The sequence below is a fragment of the Bacteroidales bacterium genome, from assembly GCA_023228145.1.
GTDB lineage: Bacteria > Bacteroidota > Bacteroidia > Bacteroidales > CAIWKO01 > CAIWKO01.
Genome location: JALOBU010000002.1, coordinates 103,128 through 129,310, shown reverse-complemented (window position 1 = coordinate 129,310; position 26,183 = coordinate 103,128). Strand labels below are relative to the sequence as shown.

21 protein-coding genes are annotated in these 26,183 nt (G+C 36.9%); 12 read left to right on the top strand and 9 right to left on the bottom strand.

Annotated elements, in window-relative coordinates; genetic code table 11:
• Positions 1 to 177: 177 nt before the first annotated feature.
• Positions 178 to 813: an NTP transferase domain-containing protein gene (locus tag M0R16_01470; GenBank protein MCK9611555.1), complete on the bottom strand. Its 636-nt coding sequence runs from the start codon at positions 811 to 813 to the stop codon at positions 178 to 180.
• A gap of 73 nt (positions 814 to 886) precedes the next feature.
• Here M0R16_01470 and ygfK point away from each other — a divergent pair, with 73 nt between their 5' ends.
• Entirely contained in the window at positions 887 to 4,114 is a 3,228-nt protein-coding gene (gene ygfK / locus M0R16_01465) for a putative selenate reductase subunit YgfK (GenBank protein MCK9611554.1), read from the top strand.
• Positions 4,115 to 4,152: 38 nt separating this feature from the next.
• Here ygfK and M0R16_01460 read toward each other — a convergent pair whose 3' ends face one another.
• A complete protein-coding gene (locus M0R16_01460) occupies positions 4,153 to 5,976 on the bottom strand; it encodes a T9SS type A sorting domain-containing protein (protein MCK9611553.1) in 1,824 nt (607 codons plus the stop codon).
• A gap of 225 nt (positions 5,977 to 6,201) precedes the next feature.
• Between M0R16_01460 and M0R16_01455 the strand changes: the two genes are divergently transcribed.
• A complete protein-coding gene (locus tag M0R16_01455) occupies positions 6,202 to 7,062 on the top strand; it encodes an SPFH/Band 7/PHB domain protein (GenBank protein MCK9611552.1) in 861 nt (286 codons plus the stop codon).
• A gap of 102 nt (positions 7,063 to 7,164) precedes the next feature.
• Positions 7,165 to 7,398: a hypothetical protein gene (locus M0R16_01450; GenBank protein ID MCK9611551.1), complete on the top strand. Its 234-nt coding sequence runs from the start codon at positions 7,165 to 7,167 to the stop codon at positions 7,396 to 7,398.
• On the opposite strand, the gene M0R16_01445 is transcribed toward M0R16_01450, so the two are convergent.
• Both M0R16_01445 and M0R16_01440 read right to left on the bottom strand, forming a co-directional pair.
• Entirely contained in the window at positions 7,390 to 7,596 is a 207-nt protein-coding gene (locus M0R16_01445; protein MCK9611550.1) for a hypothetical protein, read from the bottom strand. The genes M0R16_01450 and M0R16_01445 overlap by 9 nt on opposite strands.
• Before the next feature lie 183 nt (positions 7,597 to 7,779).
• Entirely contained in the window at positions 7,780 to 10,701 is a 2,922-nt protein-coding gene (locus M0R16_01440) for an FAD-binding protein (GenBank protein ID MCK9611549.1), read from the bottom strand.
• A gap of 138 nt (positions 10,702 to 10,839) precedes the next feature.
• Here M0R16_01440 and M0R16_01435 point away from each other — a divergent pair, with 138 nt between their 5' ends.
• The 5 genes from M0R16_01435 (at position 10,840) to glpK (ending at position 17,167) form a co-directional block, all read left to right on the top strand.
• Positions 10,840 to 11,112, top strand: coding sequence for an HU family DNA-binding protein (locus M0R16_01435; GenBank protein ID MCK9611548.1), 273 nt, complete (start codon positions 10,840 to 10,842; stop codon positions 11,110 to 11,112).
• Positions 11,113 to 11,324: 212 nt separating this feature from the next.
• Positions 11,325 to 12,593: a DEAD/DEAH box helicase gene (locus M0R16_01430; protein ID MCK9611547.1), complete on the top strand. Its 1,269-nt coding sequence runs from the start codon at positions 11,325 to 11,327 to the stop codon at positions 12,591 to 12,593.
• 75 nt (positions 12,594 to 12,668) lie between these two features.
• Positions 12,669 to 14,609: a tetratricopeptide repeat protein gene (locus tag M0R16_01425; GenBank protein ID MCK9611546.1), complete on the top strand. Its 1,941-nt coding sequence runs from the start codon at positions 12,669 to 12,671 to the stop codon at positions 14,607 to 14,609.
• Between the two features lie 120 nt (positions 14,610 to 14,729).
• Positions 14,730 to 15,650 (top strand): YitT family protein, encoded by a 921-nt coding sequence (locus M0R16_01420; protein MCK9611545.1) that lies wholly within the window; start codon positions 14,730 to 14,732, stop codon positions 15,648 to 15,650.
• 29 nt (positions 15,651 to 15,679) lie between these two features.
• The gene (gene glpK / locus M0R16_01415) at positions 15,680 to 17,167 is read left to right on the top strand and encodes a glycerol kinase GlpK (GenBank protein ID MCK9611544.1); all 1,488 of its coding nucleotides are present in this window, start codon (positions 15,680 to 15,682) and stop codon (positions 17,165 to 17,167) included.
• A gap of 3 nt (positions 17,168 to 17,170) precedes the next feature.
• On the opposite strand, the gene M0R16_01410 is transcribed toward glpK, so the two are convergent.
• Complete coding sequence (locus M0R16_01410; GenBank protein MCK9611543.1) at positions 17,171 to 17,887, bottom strand: TerB family tellurite resistance protein; 717 nt, start codon at positions 17,885 to 17,887, stop codon at positions 17,171 to 17,173.
• Between the two features lie 10 nt (positions 17,888 to 17,897).
• Positions 17,898 to 19,232, bottom strand: a complete 1,335-nt coding sequence (locus tag M0R16_01405) for a saccharopine dehydrogenase NADP-binding domain-containing protein (protein MCK9611542.1) — start codon at positions 19,230 to 19,232, stop codon at positions 17,898 to 17,900.
• Between the two features lie 216 nt (positions 19,233 to 19,448).
• Between M0R16_01405 and M0R16_01400 the strand changes: the two genes are divergently transcribed.
• Positions 19,449 to 19,769 carry a hypothetical protein gene (locus M0R16_01400; protein MCK9611541.1) on the top strand — a complete coding sequence of 107 codons (321 nt, stop codon included), beginning with the start codon at positions 19,449 to 19,451 and terminating at the stop codon, positions 19,767 to 19,769.
• Positions 19,770 to 20,153: 384 nt separating this feature from the next.
• Positions 20,154 to 20,924 (top strand): patatin-like phospholipase family protein, encoded by a 771-nt coding sequence (locus M0R16_01395; GenBank protein MCK9611540.1) that lies wholly within the window; start codon positions 20,154 to 20,156, stop codon positions 20,922 to 20,924.
• Between the two features lie 37 nt (positions 20,925 to 20,961).
• Here the strand turns inward: M0R16_01395 and arfB are convergent, their stop codons facing one another.
• Positions 20,962 to 21,390 carry an aminoacyl-tRNA hydrolase gene (gene arfB / locus M0R16_01390; GenBank protein ID MCK9611539.1) on the bottom strand — a complete coding sequence of 143 codons (429 nt, stop codon included), beginning with the start codon at positions 21,388 to 21,390 and terminating at the stop codon, positions 20,962 to 20,964.
• Positions 21,391 to 21,427: 37 nt separating this feature from the next.
• Here arfB and M0R16_01385 point away from each other — a divergent pair, with 37 nt between their 5' ends.
• A complete protein-coding gene (locus tag M0R16_01385; GenBank protein ID MCK9611538.1) occupies positions 21,428 to 24,640 on the top strand; it encodes a UvrD-helicase domain-containing protein in 3,213 nt (1,070 codons plus the stop codon).
• 56 nt (positions 24,641 to 24,696) lie between these two features.
• On the opposite strand, the gene M0R16_01380 is transcribed toward M0R16_01385, so the two are convergent.
• Entirely contained in the window at positions 24,697 to 25,308 is a 612-nt protein-coding gene (locus tag M0R16_01380; protein MCK9611537.1) for a riboflavin synthase, read from the bottom strand.
• 119 nt (positions 25,309 to 25,427) lie between these two features.
• On the opposite strand from M0R16_01380, the gene M0R16_01375 reads away from it, so the two are divergent.
• Entirely contained in the window at positions 25,428 to 25,844 is a 417-nt protein-coding gene (locus M0R16_01375; GenBank protein MCK9611536.1) for a DUF4878 domain-containing protein, read from the top strand.
• 16 nt (positions 25,845 to 25,860) lie between these two features.
• On the opposite strand, the gene M0R16_01370 is transcribed toward M0R16_01375, so the two are convergent.
• Positions 25,861 to 26,166, bottom strand: coding sequence for a hypothetical protein (locus M0R16_01370; GenBank protein MCK9611535.1), 306 nt, complete (start codon positions 26,164 to 26,166; stop codon positions 25,861 to 25,863).
• Between the last annotated feature and the right edge of the window lie 17 nt (positions 26,167 to 26,183).

The window sequence follows — 26,183 nt, the reverse complement described above, 5'->3', positions numbered from 1 at the left end:
TTTTAACAACAATATTAAAACTCTGATAAACAAATAAAACTGGTTTTTATTAAATTTTTTCTTGATTAAAAATTATGAATCTATAAAAAATGGACACTGATAGTCATATTAAGATGTTTTTAGGAAGCCAATGTTGTTTGTTAAGACAAGCAATTATATTCTATATGTTTTTTCAGCTTATAGCAAAGATTTTGTTTTTTGAGTATTCGTAGTATTAATAACAAATTCTTTGTATTCTTTCGGGTTATTGATGTTTTTTATTACAGCATCACTTCCTGTTTCAACAGTATTCTCACTAAATGTTTCAAGAAATTTTTTTAAATGATTACAATTTTCTTTTGATTTAATCATTTGCCCTGTAATTGTTTTTTTTAGAAGCACAGGATGCCCTTTTTGGCCTTTATGTAAAGGGATAAGGTAATCCCCGTTAAAATCACAGCCAATCATTTTCATAATTAACAATGAATTTATAAAAGGACGGTCGCAATCCTGGATAAAACAGAATTCCCCGGTAAATACTTTAGCTGCAAGTTTAATGGAATAAAAGCGTTCATATTCAGGATGTAAGTTAACAATTATTTGCAAACCTTTAATGTTCATTTTTTGTAAAGCTCTGTTTATCAGCAAATTATTGTTTTCGTTTGCCACAATAATGATATTTCTACATCCCGCTACAAGATACTCAGCAATAATTTTTTCTATGAAAGTTTGATATTTGTCAAATTTTAACAAGGCTTTGTCATACCCCATACGTTTGGAAGAGCCTGCTGCCAGTACTATGACTGCCCATTTATTTCTGTAATTCTTTTCCATCTTATTTTTCAAGTATAACTTTCCTGAAAGATAAGACAATAATAATTAAATTTGTTAACATTAAAATCATTGTATGAGCGATAAATTCTCCCCTTTCGATTCCAAGAGGTTATACAAATTAATATTTTCGGATTTTTCGGAGGAAACCCTTTTGGGAATTCCACGTAATTTATTTTTTAATCCAAGTCAAAATCAGAGTTTAAGAACAGAAATTTTTCAAAATTATATTGACACCCCTTATGGTGTTGCTGCGGGGCCTCATACTCAAATGGCTCAAAATATTATAGCTGCCTGGCTTTGTGGCGCAAGGTACATAGAACTGAAAACCATACAAACCATAGATGAACTTGACATTTCCAAACCTTGTATTGATATGCAGGACGAAGGTTATAACTGCGAATGGTCGCAAGAACTTAAGATCGAGCAATCTTATATCGAATATCTTAAGGCCTGGATATTTATTCACCTGTTATCGAATAAATTAGGGTATGGCGCAAATCCCGGGACTATATTTAATATGAGTGTTGGCTACAATATGGAGGGAATTCTTAAAAAAAACGTACAATGGTATCTCGAAAAGATGAACGATTGCTCGGACAGAAAAGAAGCGATTATAAATGAAATCTATGAATTATATCCGGAAATATCGGAAATAAAAATACCCGATATGATTTCAAATAATATCACTTTATCAACCATGCATGGATGTCCGCGGGAAGAAATTGAAAAAATTGGGAGTTATCTTATTGAAGAAAAAAAACTGCACACTTTTATAAAACTGAACCCGACATTGCTTGGCCCTGACAAAGCCCGCAGAATATTAAACATACAGCACGGATATAAAACTGTAATTCCTGATATTGCTTTTGAACATGACCTGAAATACACCAATGCTGTTAAAATTATCAAATCATTGAGCGAAAAAGCACAAAAAAATAAAGTATTCTTTGGGGTAAAACTTACAAATACCCTTGAATGCTCTAACCACAGAAATGTCTTCAGTGACGGGGAAAAAATGATGTATATGAGCGGTAAGGGGTTACATCCTCTAGCTATCCATTTAGCAAAAAAGCTACAGAATGAATTCAATGGCTGTTTGCATATTTCTTTTTCGGGAGGTGCCGATTGTTTCAACATCAATAAAATACTTTCTTGCGGAATTTTTCCCATTACTGTTTGCTCTGATATTTTGAAGCCAGGAGGTTACGGGCGCTTATTTCAATACGCACAAAACATTAAAAAGGAATCAATAAGTAAGGATATATCTGAAAATCTGACAAACCTCAATGTTTATGCGGAAGAAGTAATTGCTGATAAAAAATACAGCAAAGAAATTATAGGGGAACCAAATATAAAGACAAGCAGAAAACTGAGTTATTTTGATTGCATAAACGCCCCATGTATTCATACATGCCCTACTCATCAGGACATCCCTTTGTATATGCAATATTCTGCCATGCAAAGATTCGATAAGGCTCTTCAAACGATTATTAAAACAAACCCGCTGCCTGCCATATGTGGCTTGGTTTGCGATCATGAATGCCAAGGCAAATGTACCCGTATCAACTATGACGACCCGCTGATGATACGTGAGATTAAAAGATTTATAACCGAACAACAATCAAAAATAACTATAACAAAAAAGAAAGCTAACAATTTGAAAGTTGCCGTTATAGGAGCAGGGCCGTCAGGGCTCTCATGTAGTTATTACCTCGCTTTGGAAGGGTTTCAGGTTACCATATATGAAACAAAAGCTTTTGCAGGTGGCATGGTAGGTGATGCTATTCCGGCTTTTCGTATAACGCAGGAAGCCATCAACAAGGATATTGAAAGAATAAAATCCATAGGAGTTCATATTATATTCAATTCAAAAGTTGATAAAAGTACCTTTGAACAAATACGTAAAAAAAACAATTTTATTTTTATTGCTGTTGGTGCTCAAAAAGCCAAGTCTCTTTCGCTGAAAGATATTGAAGCAAAAGGCGTTTTAGATCCCCTTGATTTTCTATCGGCAGTAAAAAAGGGTAAACCCCTTATTCATGGAAATAAAGTAGCAGTTGTTGGAGGCGGAAATACTGCTTTTGATGTAGCCCGCACAGCCAAAAGGATAGTTGGTGAAAAAGGGAAAGTTGCCATCATATACAGAAGGACCATAAAGGACATGCCTGCCGATGAGGAAGAGATAAAAGCTGCTCTGGCAGAGAAAATTGAAATTGTTGAAAATGTTCTTCCGGAACAGATACTGTCAAAGGGAAATAAAATGGTGGGTTTATCGTGCGTTAAAATGCAACCCGGAGAAATTGATTCGTCGGGGAGAGCCAAACCCGTGAAAGTTGAAAATTCGGACTTTGTTATGGAGTTTGAAACGTTAATTTCGGCGTTGGGGCAGGAGATTGAGGTTGAGTTTCTTGAAGAAAAACCTGTGCGTTTTTCAGATAATAGTTATAAAACCCAGTATGAGAACATTTTTATTGGCGGCGATGCCATACGCGGGGCATCTACTGTGATAAAAGCCATAGCTGACGGCAGACTGGCAGCAGTGGAAATTATTAATCATGCAATAAAAAAATATCAGTTTATTCAAAAAACCGAAAAAAAACATTCCTATACCGAGCTGATGATAATGCGCTCAAGGAGGCAATACAAAAACATTCCTTCAAAAAACTTCAAGCCACCTTTTATTTCTATCAATCAAGCCCCTGCCCCGGGATTAACATTAATTGAAGCAGTATCTGAAGCCTCACGCTGTCTTCATTGTGATGAGCTATGCAATATTTGCGTTACCGTTTGCCCGAATAGAGCTATCTTCCCTTACACAACCCTGATTCAAAAGTTGTTGCTGCAAAAAGCCGTGTTGAAAAACAATAAAGAAGTTGTTTTTGAAGATGATGATGAGATGAACATCAGCCAGTCATATCAGGTATTGAATATTGCCGATTTGTGCAACGAATGCGGCAACTGCACCACATTTTGTCCTACTTCAGGAAAACCGTTTGCTGATAAACCGAGGTTCTTTATTAGCATTGAAAAATTCCGTCAATCAAATTCAGGATTTTTCCTCAGCAAACTGGAGAAAAAAACCGTTCTGATAAAAAAGGAGCAGAATACTGTTTCTACACTCAGTTATGACGGGGATAAACTTATTTATGAAAATGAGAGTGTGTTAGCATGTTTTTTAAATCCGGGTTTTGAACTAATACATGTCAGGTTTTTTGACAGGAACCTTACAAAATATCATTTTAAAGAAGCCGCAGAGATGTACGTACTTTTTAATGCAATAAAAGCCCTGAATTTTTTATAAAAAACCTGCCAGGGAGATTATAAATAAACCTATTTAAACTATTGCTTAATAAGTTTACTATTTGTCCTTGAATTTCCTGAAACAATTTCCACAATATAAATGCCTTTCTGCACCATGCTCAGGTCAATTTCCTGTAAAAAACGCCCGTTAAGGCCGGAATAAATATTTTGATAAACCACTCTGCCAGTAATATCACTAACAACAATCTGAATATCGTCAGCCGTATTTGCATCAAAGCTCACTATAAATTTGCCAGTAGTAGGGTTGGGAATAAGTTGTATTCCGTTCAGGGTATTTGTTTCTGCAAGCCCTGAGCTATATGTAACGTAAACCGTATCCGACGATGTAGCGCAGCCGAAAAAGTTGGTGGCCATTACAAAATAATTGCCTGAAGCCGTATAATCATAGGTCAGGCCGGTTGCCCCGTTTATAGGCGAGTCCTCATAGTACCATTGCATATCATAGCCCGCAAGGTTGGTGTTAAGGGTATTCCCTGTCACCCATGTTCCAGGTTTTGGAGGATTTGGAATAAATGTAAGCGTCTGCATGTTCGAATTAGTACGGCACCCATTTTCATTGGATACTTCCACCCAGTAGTCACCGCTTGCTTTTGCCCAGTATGATAATTCGGTGGCACCATTTATCACATTGGTATCATTATACCACTGATAAGAGCTGCCATATGCAGCGGAAACCGATAAAAAAATAGAATCTTTATCACAAACGGAATCATTAGGCACAAAAGAATATGCCCCAATGATCGGAGGTTGAAAAACTTTTATCGTATCAACATCATCAAAATTCAACACCGGATGGCTTACTGTAAAAGTTATGTTAGAATTCCCATCACCGCCGCTTGCACTAAGCGTGAATGTGCCTGCAGTATGCCCCTGAAAATTATAATCACCGCAAACGTCATCAGCACCTAAGATGCCTTCGTCATATTCTCTTATTTCGATAGTATAAGTTGCATTATTTAATTCTATTGGTGAAAAAGAAAAAGTAACAGGTGCTTCAGTATTATCAATGTATGGAGCCGAGTATATGGTCGTTGAGCCTTGTTTTAAATTAAAGAAATAGTCAGGGTCGCTCCATATAGCATCATCACAACTGGAAGAATTAATGGTAAGGCTTTGAAGATAATAAGGAAGAGTATCAATAGTCGTATGTAATGTAACGATATAATTTCCTGGTGTGGTATAATTTAATGCAGGAGGATTTTCTTCAGTACTTTGAGTATCGTTGCCAAAATCCCAGTTGTATGAATAATTCGGATTTCCGTTGCTTGGTCTGTTGGTTGTATAAGTTGTTTCCAGTGGTGCGCAGCCAAATGGGTTTGAAATAGAAAACCCGTTATTAGATGCAGGGGATGGTAAAATTGTAATTGGGATAATAAAAGAAGAAGGGGAGGTTTGACCAATTCCAAATACGGTAACGTGTGCAAGAACAGAAACGGTTATGCTGTAGTTCCCAGGCATAATCGGGGTTCCGCAAATTTTTCCGCAACCATGTTCTGTGGTAGGATTGCTTGTGATATAATAAATGTTGTTTGGCGATGCGCTTGTTTCAAAACTTAATCCAAAAGGCAATCCGGCAACACTAAGTATGTCAAGTTGATTCAGTGTAACATCATATCCGGTGCCATCATCAACAAATTCATGAGGAAGATAAAATGACAAATCCTGATCGTAAGACTGCATGGTATAGCCATCAGGAAGTGTTTCCGGACAAATAGTAGGCTTGGGGGGATTAGAGGTGCATCCGGTATTTATTATACAACCTGGACATTGTGCTAAAATGTTTTCAGGTATAAAGGTACAAAAACTCAGGCAAATTGTAAAAAAATAAATGATTTTTTTCATAAATATTGCTTTAATTTGAACGCAAAATTAGGATTTTTAGATAAAGATTAGCTCTGTGTGCTTGTAAAGAATTGTTAACCTCTTACGTAAAAATTGTATAGCACTGATTATTAACAAGATGGATTGCCTGCTAAACATTTTTTTTTAAATTAAAAATTTTTTATTTTATACAAAAGTTTTAGTACTTTTAGGCATTAATTACAAATAACAAAAAAAGGAGGATTTATGTATTGGGTTTATATCATTATTGCAGTTGTGATTCTATTCTTCTGGGGGATACGGATTGTAAGGCCCACACACCGTGGATTAATTGAACGTTTTGGAAAATATAACCGGTTTGCAGGTGCGGGTTTTCACTGGATTATACCTATCGTTGAAAAAATGTACAGGGTAAACATCACCGAAACAATGGTAGATGCTGAGCCTCAGGAAATCATTACCAACGACAACCTGAATGCCACCGTTGATGCCCAGGTATATTTCAGGGTAAAGGATGATGAACTGAGCGTAAAAAATTCACAGTATAATGTGAACCGTTATCAATGGCAAATTGTGAACCTTGCACGTACAACACTCAGGAATATTATCGGAACTCTTACACTTAAATCGGCCAACAGCGAAAGAGGAAAAATTAATTCTGAATTACATAAAACGCTTTGTGAAGAAACGAAAAGCTGGGGAATTGATATTGTCCGTACTGAACTGAAACAAATCGATCCCCCAAAAGATGTTCAGGAAACCATGAACAAAGTTGTAAAAGCCGAAAACGAGAAAATTGCTGCTATTGACTTTGCCACTGCAGCAGAAACAACAGCAGACGGGGTTAAACGTTCGAAAATCAAGGAAGCTGAAGGGGTTAAACAGGCGAAAATTCTGCATGCTGAAGGCGAAGCCGAAGCTATTAAACTAGTGAACGAAGCCGCCGACAAATATTTTACAGGGAATGCCCAATTGTTACGCAAACTTGAAACTTTAGAAAATTCACTTCAAAACAATGCAAAGATCGTTGTACCTTCTAATTCTGAGTTGATCAATGTTATCGGCGAAATGGCAGGAGTGCTCCCTGTGCCATTGAAAAAGAATTAGTTTGGAACTCTGGTTTAAGGAACAAGTCTGAACAACTTCTGCAGGGCAGGTTTGTGAATTTTGGTTTTCGTTTTTATTTGCAAAACATATAGATTTCTTTTTATGAAGATAGGTATTATCGGCCCCAGCCAATCGGGTTGCTCAAATGAATTATATGATTTAGGCATTCGGTTATGCAGACAGATTGCTGCAAAAAACAAAGTTTTTATCTGCGGGGGCCTTGGAGGCTTTATGGAAGCCGTTTGTAAAGGAGTTAAATTTCTAAAGAAACTTTTCAGGACAAACCGTTGGTATACTTCCTGGCGAAGAAGATGTTTATACAAACCCTTATATTGATATTAGCATTCCAACAGGAATGGGAATTACCCGGAATATTATTATAATTAATTCTGCAGATATTATCATTACTGCCGGTGGTAGTGCAGGTACTTTATAGGAACTTGCCTTCGCCTGGCAAAAAAATAAAACAGTTATATGTGTTACATCATATGGAGGATGGGCAGCAGAGCTTGCAGGTAAAAATATTGATTCCATGGGAAAAGAATTATTGATGGAACAACATCTGCCGAAGACGTTAATAAAATCTTATTGGAAAATTTGTTTTGACCCAGATTTGTCATCAGGAATATAATGAACTAATGACAAGAGCGATAGGTTATGGGTTGAATCTATGTAATTAGCAAAAATGGTTAATATTTTGTCAAAAAAAAATTATTTTTATCTGACCAACGATAAAAAAAGCACTTCAACCGGGTGTAATGCTCTTCTGCCAGTACCGTCACTTATTTGTTGACGGCAACTGTAACCGGGTGCAGAGATAACAGTTTCTGAATTACTTGATTTTATTGATGGAAATAAAATCATCTCTCCAATTTTTATTGAGAATTCATAATGTTCTTTTTCATATCCGAAGGAACCTGCCATACCACAGCAACCTGATGGAATTTCTTCAACATGGTAATTTTCAGGTATTTCCAACATTCGCTTTGAAGGCAATACTGTTGAAATGGATTTCTGGTGGCAATGGCCATGCAATTTTATGAATAATTTGTCTTTGGTAAATAATCTTTTATCAAAATTGCCACCATCAAATTCGTTACTAATAAATTCTTCAATTGTTAAAATGTTTTGCCCGATTTTAATAGTTTCTTTCTGTAAAATACTATTCACAATATCAGGGTATTCATCCCGGAAACTTAAAACAGCCGAAGGTTCTATTCCTATCATGGGTGATTCAGGCTTAATTAAATCTGTAAGTTTCTCAATATTTTTATTCGCAATTTTTTTTGCTTTATGCAACAACCCTTTTGAAAAATACGACCTGCCACTATCAGATATTGGTGCTATTTTTACATTGTATCCAAGTCTGACGAGCAGCATGACGGCTATTTTGCCAGTCTCCACATCCGTGTAATTTGTGAATTCGTCTGCAAAAAAGTAAACACTTTTCCCTGAACCATTATTTTGGGCTAGGTATTTGCCTGCCCATTTCTTAAGTGTCGTTTTGCCAAGTAAAGGAATGCTTCTTTGAGGTGCAAAGCCAATTAATTTTTTTACCAAAATGGATGTCAGCTTGTTTTTTATAATGAAATTATATACGACAGGCAGCAAAGCCCCAATTTTGTTTAATTTTCTGATATTAGCTAATATTTGCGTACGCAGGGGTATATGGTGCTTGTCATAATAATGCTGGAGGAATTCAGATTTGTAGCGGGCCATATCAATACCCGAAGGGCATTCTGTTTTACAGCCTTTGCACATCAGGCAAAGATCTAAAATATCATATAATTCTTTTTTAGCGAAAGGCTTCTTGGTTTTTTTATTTGTAAGCATCTCCCGTAAAAGATTGACTCTGGCTCTTGTTGTATTTTTCTCATCCCAGCTTACCATATATGACGGGCACATCAGTCCGCCGATATTATGGCTTTTTCTGCAATCTGCCGAACCACTGCATCGTTCCAATGTGCGCAAAAAGCCATTGCTTTCTGAAAAATCAAAAAATGTTTTTATTTGTGATTCATCTGCCAGCCTTTGTTCCCGAAGGTTATTTGTTATACATGGAGCTTCAATTATTTTGTTACGGTTAAAAATATGCTGAGGGTCGAAAACATTCTTAACGTCTTTAAGGCATTGATAGACTGTTTCACCTAAAACCATTGGGATAAATTCTGCACGAAGGCGTCCATCACCATGTTCTCCACTTAAAGAACCGCGATATTTTTTTACAAGTAAGGCAGTTTCGTAAGCAATGGTTTTCAGCAATTCAATTCCTTCCCTAGTGCGAAGGTTCAGAACAGGTTTGAAATGCAGTTCCCCGGTAGAGATGTGCCCGTAAAAAGCACAACTAATACCATAGCTATTTAACATAGCTTTCAATTCAGCTATGTAAGATGGTAATCTTTCTGGGGCTACAGCGGTATCTTCCACAAAACTATGGGGCTTAAGTTCCGAAGTTACATTTGCAAGCACTCCAAGACCGGCTTTACGGAGGTTGCGAACTTTTGTCATATCATCTCCTGTGATAACAGGATAATGATATCCCATGCCATTTCTTTTTAAATCATCAATAACTTCATTTATTTTTCGTATCAAATCTTTTTCATTATCATGTGCCAATTCAATTATAAGAATAGCTTCGGGTTCACCTTCGATGAAGAAACGGTTTTGTTTTTGACTCAAATTATTTTTTGTCAGCACAACAATGTTTTTGTCAATTAACTCCACAGCTGTTGGTTGATGTTCTAGAATCACAAGATTGGCTTCTAATGATTGTTCAAGAGTATTGAAATGTGCACAAACAAATGCTGTTTCCTGTGTAGGTATTTTAACAAGGTTTAATTTGACTTCTGTTATGAATGCCAGGGTGCCTTCCGAGCCGCATATAAGTTTGGCCACATTGAATATTTCATTACTGCCATCATCAAATATTTCGGTGTGGAGCAATACATCGAGGGCATAACCCGTATTGCGCCGTTTTATAGCTGGCTCGGGATATGAAGTTTGAATGGCTTCAGCATACTGAGGAGTTTCCAGTATTTCTTTTAATTTTCGGTATATGCGGTTTTCGAGCGAATCACCTGTGCATTTTTCTTCAAGCTGTTTTTTATCTCTAGGCCCGAATTCAACTTTACTTCCGTCACTTAGCAAACATGTTGCTGAAATTATGTGGTCACGTGTGCTGCCATATATCAGAGAATGTTCGCCACAGGAATTGTTTCCTACCATGCCTCCTATCATACAACGGCTCGATGTGGATGTCTCAGGGCAAAACATCAGTCCGTAAGGCTCCAGAAATTTATTAAGTTCATCACGAACCACGCCGGGTTGAACAATTACATAACACTCGCTGGTATTAAGTTTAATAATTTTCCTGAAATGTTTTGATATATCCACAATAATCCCGCTGCCTGTCGCTTGCCCGGCAAGAGAAGTACCGGCTGCCCTTGGAGTAATGGGTATGCAATGCTTTGAAGCGAAAGCAATAATTTTGACCAAATCGTTTTCATTTTTGGGAATTGCAACAGCAAGAGGAAGGTCGAAATAAAGAGAGGCATCCGTAGCATATATTGTAAGCGAGGGGCCATCGGTAAGTAATTCCCCATCGAGATTTTGCCTGAGTAAATGAAATTCTTTATGCATACAATAACTTTTGTTTTGTAAAATTACAAATTGAAAAAAAAATAATTTAAAATTTAATTTAAAATCTTGTTAAATTAAATATTTAATTATTAATTTTACAGAAATATCCTATTTAAATGTTTAATTAAAATTACAGCCATGAACAAAGCAGAATTAATTAACGCTATTGCAAAAGAAAGTAAATTGACCAAAGTCGATTCAAAAAAAGCATTAGATGCTTTGATGAAAGTTACGGCAACAACCCTTAAAAAGGGCGGTAAAGTAGCTTTAGTAGGGTTTGGATCATTTTCTGTATTCAAAAGAAAAGCCAGAAAAGGCCATAATCCTGCTACAGGGAAACCTATTCAGATTAAAGCGAAGAATGTTGTTAAATTTAAAGCCGGTAGTGAATTAGCTACAAAGGTGAAGTAGCATTTATTTTATTCTTAAAAAGTCCCGGAAAACTTCGGGACTTTTTTTTAGGATATTTTATCCAGTCAATATTTTAAAAAAAACCAATAAAACCGTAAATATCAACAAATCCGAAAAATAGCAGTATCTTTGCAAAAAATTCACTTCAGGACATTTCCCTCCCTACGACAGACAGGTTTTGGTTCGAAAAAATAGTACACTTTATTAAATTTATGTTATTTCAATCATTAAACATTATTGAACCTATATTAAGGTCAATAAAACAAGAAGGGTACACCATACCCACACCAATACAACAGGAAGCTATTCCTGTGGTGCTTCGCGGCAACGATTTGCTGGGCTGTGCTCAGACAGGCACCGGGAAAACCGCAGCATTTGCTATTCCGATACTTCAACTTTTGCTTGATTCAAAAAGCAACGACAGAAAAAAAAATATCAGGAGTCTGATTGTAACACCTACCCGTGAACTTGCCATACAAATAAACGAAAGTATCCGGGCTTACGGGCGGTTTACCGGACTAACCAGCACTGTAATATATGGTGGCGTAAACCAAAAATCCCAGACCATTGCATTGCGACAGGGTGCGGATATCCTGGTGGCAACCCCCGGAAGACTCCTTGACCTTATGGGACAGGGTTATGTTTCTCTGCACAGGGTGGAAATTTTTGTGCTTGACGAAGCAGACCGCATGCTTGACATGGGTTTTTTGCCGGATGTAAGAAAAATAATCGCGGCGCTGCCGCCAAAGAGGCAATCTCTTTTTTTCTCGGCCACCATGCCGCCAGAAATTATCAAACTCTCCAGTTCAATATTATCGAAACCCTTTAAGATAGAAGTTACACCATCTGCTTCTACGGTTGAGACGGTCAAACAATTTGTATATTTTGTTGACAAACCAAACAAAAATGCGCTATTACTTGATTTGCTGAAAAATAAAAATATCAGGACAGCCCTGGTATTCACACGGACAAAACACAGCGCCGACAAAGTAGCAAAGATACTGGAAAGAAATAAAATAACAGCCGAAGCCATCCACAGCAACAAAAGCCAGCTGGCACGACAGAACGCATTAAAAAATTTTAAAGCACAGACCACACGTGTACTGGTGGCAACAGATATTGCCTCCCGGGGCATCGACATACAGGACATGGAGTGTGTTATCAATTTTGAAATATCAAATATGGCCGAAACCTATGTCCACCGCATCGGCCGAACTGCAAGAGCTGGCTCAGAAGGCACCGCTTATTCATTATGTGACGCTGATGAAAAAGCATATTTACGTAATATTGAAAAACTTATAGGAAAAAAAATTCAGGCTGTTGAAGGACATCCTTATCCTATGGCCGTGTTTCATCCGGTGAAAGTCAACCCTCAGCAAAGGAGACATTTCAGAAAGCCTGAAAAGAATACTCCAAACTCAAACAAACTAAGGAACAATAATAAAAAATGGCCTAAAAAATCAAGAGCTTACACAAAATAATATTTCTACCTATCAGGGTTGGTAAATTTTCCTGATTTTTTTATTTATGTTTGTCATGCAAAATGAAATAAATGCATGAATAATAAAAATAAAAAAAAGATTCAGAATAACAGGCAAAAAAATAGACCTGATACTCATAAAAAACAAAATGTGGAAATCGGCAGAAATCAACTGCTGTTTTTATTCTTAATGTTAGTTCTGATTTTTATTGCCTACCTGCCTGCACTAAACAAAGACTTCATTAATTACGATGATGACTTATACATTACAAAAAATCCATTTATCGCTAATTTCAGCCTTTCAAATCTGCCTGTTATTTTCAGTAACTTTTATGAGGCACAGTATTCTCCGATACCTACGGTGATTTATGGACTAATTCATGCTATATCGGATTTCAATCCTTTTTTATACAACCTTGTTGCCGTTTTTCTGCATCTTATTACAACCCTACTTGTATTCAAACTTATATGGGCATTGTGTAGTAATTTCCGCATAGCTATTGTAACAGCCGCATTATTCGGGATCGCGACCCTGCAGGTAGAATCTGTTGCCTGGCTGGCGGCCGTTTACAAAACCTGCCTGTACAGTATCTTTTTTCTTTCTTCATTAATTGTCTATATCAAATACATAAAGACAAAAAAAACCAAGTACTATTTTTTTTCGGTCATCCTTTTTTTTATTTCATGCTTTTGTAAAGAACAGGCAGTTTCGTTGTCTCTGGCCATAGTAGCCATTGATATTTATTTCGGCAGAAAACTTTTCAGCCGCAAAGTACTTTTGGAGAAACTTCCATTTTTTATCATCTCGCTGGCTTTCGGACTGGTCACCATGGCGGCTACAAAATCCAACAAAGACATTATCATAACCACATCGTTTAGTATTACCGACAGAATTATCTATGCCTGTTATGCTTTGTGCATGTATATTGTTAAATTGTTTGTTCCATTTAAACTATCGCTGTATTATCCGTATTTTTCTCTTAAAGACAACAGGTTCTTGTATTTATTGTTTGCCTTCGCCATAATGATACTTATAGTGCTATATTCCCTGACGATAAAAAAGAAAAACAAATATGTTATTTTCGGGGGATTGTTTTTTCTATTGAATATTATCTTTTCACTTGCCTTGCAGGTTGTTGCCGTGAGGCCTACTGTTATGGCCGACCGTTATGTTTACCTTGCCAGTATAGGAATATTTTTCATTGTGGCATGGGGTGCTCATCTGCTTATCGAGAAAAAGTTTATAAAACCGGTAATTGTTACTTCTGTTTTTCTGGTATTTTTCCTGGCAACATCATACCTGACATACAGCCGTAACAAAGTATGGAAAAACACCATCAGTATCACTTCCGATGTAGTTGAAAAATATGCTGTACCTCTTATGTGGGTTAACAGGGGCTATGAATACCGTCAGCGAAAAGAATATGACAAAGCCCTGGCAGATTATAATAATGCCATCAGAACAGACTCAACCTATGCCTTAGCATTTCACAACCGCGGGGCTTTATATTTTTTCACCAATAAAGACAGTCTGGCGATACTGGATTTCAACAAAGCGTTACAATTTAACCCTAAAAATGCCGAGACTTGGTCGAATCGAGGTTCTGCGTTGGCGCGCTCAGGACATTATGAAGAAGCCCTGAAAAATTTTGATAAATCTATAGAATTAGATCCTCGTGTTTCAAATACATATTCAAACCGTGCATTGACATACGAAATGCTCGGGCGTTTTGAGGAAGCCATTGCAGATTACCAAAAATATCTTAAACTAAAGCCTAATGATGCAAGCATATACAATAATATCGGTATTGACAAGCAGCGCATGAAAAAATTCAAAGAATCACTTGAGGATTTTGATAAAGCTATAAGCATTGACCCTCAAGGAATTTATTATCTGTCCCGTTCTTATTCATGGAATGCGCTTGGAGAAAAATCAAAAGCACTTGCAAATGCACAAAAAGCAGTCAGTTCGGGAGTTGAAGCGGACCCAGCCTACCTTAAAATGCTTCAACAATAACATGCTGCTTTCAACTGTTTTCTCCTGAGAAATAGCTGTCTTGACAATATTATTTTGTTGCTGTAGCATTTTAGTAATTTTGTCGCCTTAAAAATTTTAAAAACTCAAATCGTATTTATCATGTCAATTAAAATCAAGCATCTCGAAAAAAAATTTACCCGCAAATGGTTTTTTGAATACTTTATGATCCTGCTGGGAGCATTTATAATGTCGGTAGGTTTTGTTTATTTTATTTCTCCATACAAATTTGTCCCGGGCGGTGTTTACGGTATTGCCATTGTAGTTCATTATGTTACCAAAGGATTATTTGCCATTGTTCCTGAAGGATTGCCAATAGGGTTAGTAGGTTTGGCTTTAGATATACCTTTGACTATCATAGGAACAAAAATACTGGGACCAAAATTCGGTATAAAAACCGTGGTGGGTTTTGTTGCGGTTTCACAATTTATTTTACTGCTCACCTATTTTCAGGGCGACAACCCGCTGGTGGAAAATGACCCCTTGCTTTCGGCATTATTTGGTGGTGTTTTGGTTGGCATTGGCATCGGTATCATGTTTCGTTCAAAAGCTACTTCAGGTGGTTCAGATATTATTGCTATGATTTTCACAAAATATACCCGCTTGCCTGTAGGGCAATTACTTATTTATGTTGACTCAGTTATCGTTTTATTGGGACTTGTAGCTTTTCGTGACTGGAAAATACCTTTGTATTCCTGGCTGATAATATTTATTACCGGAAAAGTTATTGATACTGTGATTCAAGGCTTAAGCTATGAAAAAACTTTATTTATAATTTCAGATAAATATGATGAGATAAGGGAGGTTATTATCAATGATCTTGACCGCGGTGGTACATTGATTCAAGGTAAGGGCATGTTCAGAGGTACAGAAAAACAAATTATCTTTACCGTTGTCAGCCGTAAGGAACTTGCGCAGTTGAAAGATTATGTTCACAAAGTGGACCCATATGCTTTTTTAACAGTTTTAAATGCTAATGAAATTCTCGGCGAAGGATTTAAACCTCTGAAACAAGAAAATTAACCAGAGTATTTTATAAATTGTTTTGTGAAATGAAAAAAAAATATATTTTATCACTCGACCAGGGGACTACAAGTTCTAGAGCGGTATTATTTGATAAACAGGCTAAAATTGCAGGAATAAGCCAAATAGAGACAAAGCAAATTTTTCCTTTTCCCGGTTGGGTTGAACAAAATGCCGAAGAAATATGGCAAAATCAATGGCAGGCTGCCAGGGATGTCATGAATTCCCTGAATGTTGCTTCTTCAGATATTGCCGCCATAGGAATCACAAACCAGCGAGAAACTACTGTTGTATGGAATAAAAAGACAGGTAAGCCAGTTTGTAATGCGATAATATGGCAAGATAAGCGAACTTCAGAAGTATGTAAGAAATTACGTGAAGAAGGATGGACTGATTATATCCAAGAAAATACAGGACTGGTTATTGACTCATATTTTTCAGCTACTAAATTGCATTGGATATTAAATAATATAAGTGGTGTAAAGGAAAAAGCAAAAAATGGAGATTTGCTTTTCGGCACAATAGATACATATCTCGCATGGAAGTTAAGTGGGGAAAAACTTCATATAACAGATTATTCAAATGCTTCGCGAACCATGCTGTTTAATATCAAAAGCCTCTGTTGGGACAAAAAACTTTGCGAACTTTTCGGCATCCCTGAATGTATGCTTCCCGAAGTTGTTGATTCATCAAAACTATATGGTCACACCGATGCAACAGTTTTTGATGGCATTTCCATACCCTTGTCAGGCATTGCAGGAGACCAGCAGGCAGCTTTGTTTGGACAAAATTGTTTAGAAAAGGGAATGATAAAAAATACCTATGGCACGGGCTGCTTCCTATTGATGAATTCCGGAGAAAAACCTGTAAGGTCGAAACAGGGTTTGCTTTCCACCATTGCATGGGGCATAGATGGGAAAATTTCTTATGCTCTGGAAGGTAGTGTTTTTATTGCAGGTGCCGTAATAAAATGGATGCGCGACAATCTGGGCATCATTTCAGCGGCAGCCGAAACGGAAAAAATTGCTTTGGAAGCAGAAAACAACCATGGAGTATATTTTGTTCCCGCATTTGCAGGATTGGGCGCACCATACTGGGACATGGATGCCCGGGGTATTATTACAGGGCTTACTCTGTCGTCAGAAAAAAAACATATCATCCGCGCAGGGCTTGAGGCTATGGCTTTTCAAACCAAAGATGTTGTAAATGCCATGCAAATAGATTCCGGTATAGAAGACCTAAAAATAATGAATGTTGACGGAGGCGCTGCAGCAAATAATTTCCTTTTGCAGTTTCAGGCGGACATACTTGATGTTACTGTCGTAAGGCCCGTCAGCATTGAGTCTACAGCACTTGGAGCTGCTTTCCTTGCCGGAGTTGCTATTGATTACTGGGATAAAAATCAACTCAGCCTTTTAAAAGAAACGGACCGGATATTTAAGCCTGAAATTGATAAATTTAAGAGGGAATTTCTTTACAATGAATGGAAAAAAGCCGTGAACAAATCGCGTCTGTAATACTTAGTTTATGCCACGCTGTTTTTTTATTTCCTCATAAGCAGCATTAACATTCTGAAACTTTTCGTTGGCAGTTTTTTGCATTTCATAGCCCAGATGACTTACTTTATCGGGATGATATTTAAGAGCCATTCTCCGGTATGCTTTTTTCAAATCTTCATCGCTAACAGAAGGGTCAATTTCCAGTATCTTGTAAGCGCTGTCCACCTCTTTGACAAACATTGCTTTAATGGATAGGTAATCTGCTTCTGTAATACCAATGTTATTAGCAATGGCTTCAATAACTTTTATTTCGGTAGCATGGGTTACATTATCTACCAGGGAAATTCCGAAAAGATAATGCAATAACTGAAGTTTTGAAGAATAATCCATATAGGCATCAATCTGCCTGCAAACATCATAAACGGAGATTTCCTGTTTCAGTATATCCCTTAACAGCAACATATATTCCCGGGTTTGTTCAGGGGAGAACTGGTTCAGGAATGTACGCTTCACATAATCGAGTTCGTTTTTCAGAACTTTACCATCGGCTTTCATTACAGCGGCAGTGAGAACGAGCATACTGACCACAAAATCACCCTGCTGTGTTGCATGGGTAGGTTGGGGAGTTGAACCATCAATGCTGTCAACAACAGAGCCTAAAGCAAAACCCAATATAGCGCCTATAGGGCCACCAAAAGCCCACCCCAATCCGCCGCCTATCCATTTCCCGAATTTCAATCAGAGTATTTTATAAGTTTTCAGACAAAGGCAAACCATATTCTTCAATCATTTTTATATCAAGTTTTTCAAGATTGTCAAGAATAGGATTATAGATTTCCGGTATTACAGGAATATGAACACCCTTACTCTTTATTTCTTCCTGAAGTATCATTTCTACGGCAATTGCAGCAGGAAGCGCTACTGTTCTGGCTATAGCAGTATCTGTTTTGATGGAGCCGAAGTCAAGCATCCTTGATTTAATTACCTCTGCAGTTCCGTCAGGATATGATGCTTTGAAAATATGCATCATCACCACCATATCCCTGTCGTTTTCGTTTATCATCATCTTTTCTATCATCAGGTCAGAAGTAATTTCATACATTGAATCTTCTTTACGGTTCATTGGTTCACTGCTGAATAAGCCCAGCCATTCCATTGCCTTTAAAGAATAAGCTTTCTCATCAATATTCAGTAAAGCAGCTGCTTTTTTATGAATATCTTTTTCGTCAGTCATCCCATTAACCATTGCGACAGCGCCAGCAAAACTTTTACTTGTAAAATCGTGTTTGTCGAGAAGTGTGCATTTTAGTGCTTTCATGACATCCAGCGTTTCGCACCAGCCTTTAAAGCGAAAGGTGCCACGATACATCGTTTTTGTTTCCGGAATTCCGTAAATTTTAATATACGATAGTGAATCTCTGTTAGGATATATCTCAAGTTCTCCGACATCAGGGAAATTCAATGTCATGGGGTTTTTAAACAAATCCTCTGTTGCGATTTCAACATTTTTTCCGTGCCTCAGGTATTTTGCGTCATTGTTGCCGGCAAGAACCACACCTTTGGGACTCCATGAAAATTTGTAATTGAAAGGATTATTGCATGATTCAGGAGCAGGTAAAGCACCGCATAAAGAATAAAAATCTTCTATTTTGCCTCCTTTTTTATGTACATGGTCAATAATACGCATTGCTGACATATGGTCTATGCCGGGATCTAAACCACATTCGTTCAGGATAATAATACCGGCTTCTTTTGCCTTTGTGTCAAGGGCATACATTTCCGGTTTTGCATAGGAAGCTGTAATAAGGTTTTTTCTGTGCTTAATGCAATATTCAGCAACTTTTATGTGATATGCATAAGGGATTAGACTGACTACGATATCGTTTTCAAAAACCATGGTGTCTAGTGCAATTTCGTTTTCCACTGTCCAGTATATGGCTTTTCCGTTCGAAGAATTGCCAATCATACGCCTTGCTTCCTCAATGTTTAAAGCAGCCACAGTTAAGTTTGTTTTTTTACTCAGTAAATACTGAATTATTGGTTTTGCAACCATTCCTGCACCCAAGATTAATACTTTTTTCATTAATATTTATTTAATTCATAATTCTGTTGCAAAATTATAAATTTTAAGTATCTTAAAGCAATAATCAAGCATAAATATGTTTCAATATCCAATTAGTTAAATTTTAGACATAACTAAATTATTTCTTGACTTTCGACAATTTTTATAGTATATTTGATGATTATTTTGAAATGTATGGTTCAAACTTTCAAAATCCCGCTTGGTCAAAATGAGTTTATGATAGATTCATGGGATTTGTATTATGCATTCCCGGAAGGTAAAGATTATTTCGGCACTATGTCTATTACCAATAAACGGCTGCTGTTTGAAATGAATACACATGAAATTACGGATGAGTTTGTAAAAAAATCAGAAATATTTACCAATCCCATTACCAATGTCGTTCAGATAATAAAAGACAGAATTATTTCTGTAAACGCTGACACAAGTAATAATAATAAGAAAGTTTTACTGGTTTTTGATAACGGAGAAACACATTATCTTAACCGTAAAATGTTGAGTATTGATAAAGTTGTGGAAGCGCTGGTTAGAAAATAACTTTTATTCTTTCCTTAAATTCTTTAGCTATTCATATATTTTAATTGCAAGGGTTATACCTTTTCGGCAGTTTGTAAATGCTTTGTCTTTGGCAACCGACTGTATATCTATTTCATTTTGCTTTTCTTTTATGGCTTGTATGCTGCCTGCTACGAAGGTATCAGCAAGGCATGGATTCCCAATATCACAGGAAAGAACGAAACCGCAACCGCCATAGGGGCTTTTACTGCCATCAATAGTATTTTTACCATGATAGCCAGTTTTCTGGTCGGCATCATCTGGTTTTATTTTGGCCCGGCGGTCACTATGTTTTTTTCTTCGGCGGCCGTTTTATTTATAACTTTATATTTTATAATTTTAGTGCCGAAAAAAACAGTATAACTCATGGTTAAAGTAAAGAAAAAATATAAAACGGGGCTGGTTCTGAGTGGTGGTGGATTCAGGGGGTTTGCTCACGGAGGTGTTTTAAAAGCATTAAACGAAGCCGGCATCTATCCTGATGTCATTTCAGGAGCAAGTGCGGGTTCAATAGTGGGCGCCCTTTATGCAGACGGACATTCCGTTGATGAAATATATACTTTATTTGCGAATAAAAGTACTTACAAATTTCTTGAGTTTATTGTCCCCAACAAAGGTCTTGTCCGCATGACAGGCTTATATAAAACCCTGCGTGAAAATCTCAGCGCCAAAAATTTTGAAGACCTCAAAATTCCCATGCATATTGCTGTAACAAACCTTGACAAAGCCTGTATAGAATATTTCTCAGAAGGTGAGCTTGTAAAACGAATAATAGCTTCCTGTACAGTTCCGGTTATCTTCCAGCCCGTAAACATTGACGGGGTAACCTATGTTGATGGTGGTGTGCTGGATAATCTTCCTTTATCGCCCATAGAAAACGACTGCGAAATGATTATTGGTGTTAATGTTAATCCCGTACTTCCAGAAACCAAGTATCGGGGAATGGTAAATGTGGCCGACCGAATCCTGAATATTGCACTGAATAAAATGAACGAACACAAAATCCCCAGCTTCGACATTTATATTGAGCCCTCTGAACTGAATAAGTATTCCATGTTTGAAGCTTCCCAGGGAAAAAAAATGTTTGATATCGGCTACAAAGAAGCCCGTAAAGTGCTAAAAGAAAAAGGTTATTAGAAAGATTAATGTCTGAAAAAAATTCAAGTTTTTTTTATTATTCAACCCTCTGCCTGTTTTGTTTTTTCTCAGCTTTATGCTTTTTTTCAGCCAGACGCTTTTCGTTTTCTTCATCAGGGATTTCAGTAGGTATTCTTTCTTTCGCATGTTTCAGGTACTTTTCAAGCAACTTAATCAATTTTTCAAAAGCAATCTTTTTGTTATGAAGCTGTGAACGGCTTTCGCTGCAAAAAAGATGAATACTAATGCCATCTTTAAGATATTTGCCGGATTTCGACAAAATCAATTGCTTCTCTTCCTCAGAAAAAAGTGCAGATGCTTCAATATTAAATATTAGTTCGACCTTTGTGGATACCTTGTTCACATGCTGCCCGCCTTTTCCAGAAGCACGGGAAGTATTAAAAATAATTTCTTTCAGGAGGCGTTTTCCATCAATCATAATAATCAACACATGATGGCTTTGCAAAATTAAAAATTTCTATCTTTACTCTTTAATCGTACCCATGCTCTCCGAAAAGAAATTTATTGTATATAAAGCCTCTGCAGGTTCCGGAAAAACCTACACTCTGGTAAAAGAATACCTTAAAATTGTATTGTCCGACCCTGAAAAATACCGCCGCATACTTGCAGTAACTTTCACAAATAAAGCTGCTAACGAAATGAAAAGCCGTGTTATTACGTACCTGTTAACGATTAGTAGCCTTGATGAGTCTGAGTCGGAAGAAAATAATGAGCTGCGTAAAAAGTACGCTTCTCTGATTGAAATTTTAGGCAAAACCACTGGCCTTGATGAAAAAAAACTGGCATTGCGCTCCCGCCTGGTGCTCGAAAAAATACTTCATAATTATTCTGATTTTGCTATCAGCACTATTGACAGCTTTGTTCAACGTATCATCAGAACATTTGCCTATGACCTGAAAATACCACAAAACTTTGATGTGGAACTGGACGCAAAACGCGTCTTGTCTCAGGCGGTTGATGTCCTGTTGAGCTATGCCGGCGCTGATGAAGCCATAACAAGGGTGCTTGTAGAATTTGTAAAACAAAAGATGTCAGAAGGGAAGAACTGGGATGTGGTAGATGAACTGAAAATATTTTCCGAGGAATTACTGAAAGAAGATACTCAGAAATATATACAGCTTTTTCGTGATTTTACTTTGAATGATTTCAGAGCGGTAATAAGCAGCGTTTTTGCACAGATGAACAAATTAAATCAGGAAGCCGATGCCATAGCACATAATGTGCTTAACACTATTGATAAGAGAAATATTGATGTAAAAAGTTTTTTTCAGGGCTCAAAAGGCGTCATGTTACTTTTTACAAAACTGGCGCAAAATCGCTTGGGAAATACGGATGTCAACAAAAACGCTACAAAAACCATAGAAGAAGACAAATGGTATTCTTCAACGGCCCCTCAGGCAGACAAAAATGCCATTAATGCTGTAAAACCTCTTATTACTGAAAGTTACTATCGCATTGTCGAACTGCTGGCATCTTTCAGAAACCTTAGCCTGCTGTCGCGCAACCTTTATCCCTTGTCATTGTTGAATCTTATTGAGAAGGAAGTGGAAGCCATAAAATCTGAAACCAACCTGATATTTATCAGCGACTTTTACCGGAAAATTCACGAACAATTACTGAATGAACCGGTGCCTTTTATATATCAAAGGACAGGTGAAAAGTTTGAACATTTTTTCATTGATGAATTTCAGGATACTTCGGTGTTGCAGTTTCAAAACATGTTGCCATTGATAGATAATTCACTGGCTTCAGCGAATCTTAATCTGATTGTCGGAGACGGCAAGCAGGCTATCTACCGCTGGCGAAACGGCGAAGTGATGCAGTTTGCTTCGTTGCCTGATATGTATTCAAAACCACCACTTACACATTTTGATGATATCGAGAAGAACCTGAAAAGGAGCTTTGCCCCTTACGATATTTATGATGAACAAGCAAGTAATATCAATTACCGTTCAAGAAAGGAAATCATCAGCTTTAACAACCAATTGTTCTCTTTTTTAGCAGAAAAATTTAATGATGAAAGTGTAAAAGATATTTACAGTCGGATTGAACAAAACATCAAACCGGGTAATACCGGAGGGTATGTGAATATTATTTTTATAGAAAGAGAAGATTATAAAAACAAGCAGCTTGATAAAGTTCTGGAAATAGTAATGAATTTAAAGCATGAACAGGTTCCTTTGAACGATATTGCCGTTGTTTGCCGTACCAATATAGAATCTGCATCGGTTGCCGCACATCTTATGAAAAATTCTGTGGATGTGGTTTCTTCCGAATCTTTATGGTTATCTGCTTCGCCCGAAGTTAATATGCTGATTTCAATGGTGAAGTTCCTGCAAAACAATAATGATGAACTTGCTGTCGGATATATACTTTTTTATATAAGCAAGCACTATAGCCTGGAAAATGTTCCTGAATATTTAATTAACCTGTACCATGAAAGATGTAAAGAAGACAAGCTACCGCTTACCGCTTTGAATGAATTGTTTATTGAAGCCGGTATTGATATTAACTTACACTTTTTGTCAAGTTTACCTTTATATGACTTAAATGAAGAAATAATTCGTTCTCTAAAGCTAAATATACCTTCCAACCCCTTTGTGATTTTTTATCTTGATGCTATTGCTGAATTTTCGCGTAAAAACAACTTAAACCCATTGGATTTTATAGAGTGGTGGAATGAAATAGGGTATTCTAAATCAATCTCGGTACCTGAAGAACTGGACGCTGTTAAAATTATGACAATACATAAAGCAAAAGGGCAGGAGTTTCCGGTGGTAATATATCCTTTTGCCGATGAGGCCGCCGAAAGCAAAGGTAAAATATCATGGATTAAAATGCCTGGCAAACTTTTCCACCATATGCCGGCCATACCTGTACAAATTACAAAAAGCGCATTGGAAGGGACTGATTATTATTGTCTATATGAACAGGAAAAATTACGTTCAGTGATTGATATGCTTAATATATGCTATGTGGCACTTACAAGGGCGGAAAATCAGTTATATGTAATTACCAAAAAAGAAGAAAAAAGCGGAGAAGCTAAGTTTGGCATTTTATTACAGGACTTTTTAAAAAGTGAAGGTTTGTGGAGTGATGATAAACTGTTTTATGAATTTGGCGACAGCAGTTACCGATATACAGATACTGTTAAGGAAGGAAAACATATTGAAAAAGTTACTCCGGATTATATTATTTCTGAAAATTGGTTGGAAAAAATAAATATAAGATATAACTCAAACGTACTGTGGGACGATGATGTAAAGGCTGAAGGCATGAAGTGGGGGAATATAGTTCACGATGTGCTTTCCGGGATAAAAGATTTTGATGATGCGGAAAACATTATTGACAATATGCTTACAGAAGGCATTGTGAATGAAAGGGAGGCGGATGAAATAAAGAATTATGTCAACGAAATGTTTTCCGATACTGAAATCAGCCAATTTTTTTCCCCCGGGCTGGATGTCAGAACTGAAGCAGACATTATAACCCCGGAAAATAAGTTATACCGCCCCGACAGGGTCATTTTTGAAAAAGATAGAAGCATTGTAATAGATTTTAAAACAGGTGCAGAACAGGACAAACACAAAACCCAGATATTAAATTATGCGGCTTTGTTATCAGATATTAATGGTAAATCCTGCGACAAATACCTGATTTATCTGCAGGAAAAAGCAAGATTAGTAAAAGTTTAAGGCATCGTAGATAACCAAAGGTTGAATATCAGTACGAATAGCGTAATCCTCGGGGATTACAAACCTTTTTGCTCCATGTAAAGTTTCAACAGCTTTGCTACATATTTCCCGAAAACATCAAACTCAATATTGATAACAGTTCCTTTTTTGAAATTATGAAAGTTTGTTACCTGATATGTATAAGGAATTATGGCAACCGAGAACTGCCCGGGCAGGGAATCTACCACTGTGAGGCTGACACCGTTAACTGAAATTGAGCCTTTTTCCACAGTGATATTTTGTTTATCGGAATCGTATTCGAACCAGAATTTCCAGCTTCCGTCCATTTCTTCCACTTTAGTGCATATTGCAGTCTGGTCAACATGCCCCTGCACTATGTGCCCGTCGAAACGTGCTTCCATCTTCATGCTGCGTTCCAGGTTCACCTCGTAACCGGGAACCCAGGTGCCCAGATTTGTTTTGTCAAGCGTTTCCTGTATGGCAGTAACAACATATTGAATTTTGTCGGGGTCAACCTTAACTACAGTAAGGCAAACACCATCATGACACATGCTTTGGTCAACATTGAGTTCCTTTGCAATGGGAGTTTTAATGGTAATATGAATATTGGTACGTTCTCGTTCAATATTCACTACTTTTCCTGTGTTTTCAACAATTCCTGTAAACATGAATAAATTCTTTTGGTTATTTCTTCCCTGCAAAAATAACAAAATAGACCTTACAGATTGTATCAAAAGCTGAAAACAGATAATAATTTATGTAACTTTGGATTTCCAAATTAAGATTAATGAAAACAAAAAGCGTTGTATCTTTTTTTCTTCTGGTAATATTTAGCCTGTTGATTTTTTCATGTAAAACCCGACAGAAAAATGAAAATCAGGCTGCTGAAACTGCAGTGAAATTTTTAAAACACCTGGCAAAATTTGAATTTGACCAAGCGAGGATGTACGGCACCGAAACAACAAGTAAGACCATTGATATGATTTCCATGATGTATGAGATGAGTAAAAAGAATGGAAAAGAAGCGGATTTTCAACCTAAGGATATAAATGTTGAGGTTATTAAAACAGCCATTGACGGGAAAAATGCAATAGTAAATTATAAAAATGAAAATGGCGAAATAAAACAGGTGGAACTCGTTAAGGTCAACGGGAAATGGCTGGTGAATATGAAAAAGGAAACACCTATAAAAGGCAACAAGTGAATTGCCGCCTGATTTTTTAATCCAAAGTGGTTATATTGTTTTCGTGCTCTATGATGAGCATCGTCATATCTATCAGTTGGCCGATGGTTTCAACAGGATGTTTTACTACATACTTCCCGATACTTTTCAATTCAATATTTAAAGAATATTTCTTTTTAAAAATCTCAATAAGCTCAATAAACATCAGCGAATCTCCGTCAATATCACGGATAATATTTGTTTCTTCACTTAGAAGCGCAGGGTCAACATCGCATTCTTCAGTAAAAAAATTATAAACGGTTTCTTTAACTTCGTTGCGGGTATTTTCGTGTATAATTGCCATTTGAATTTTTTTTTACA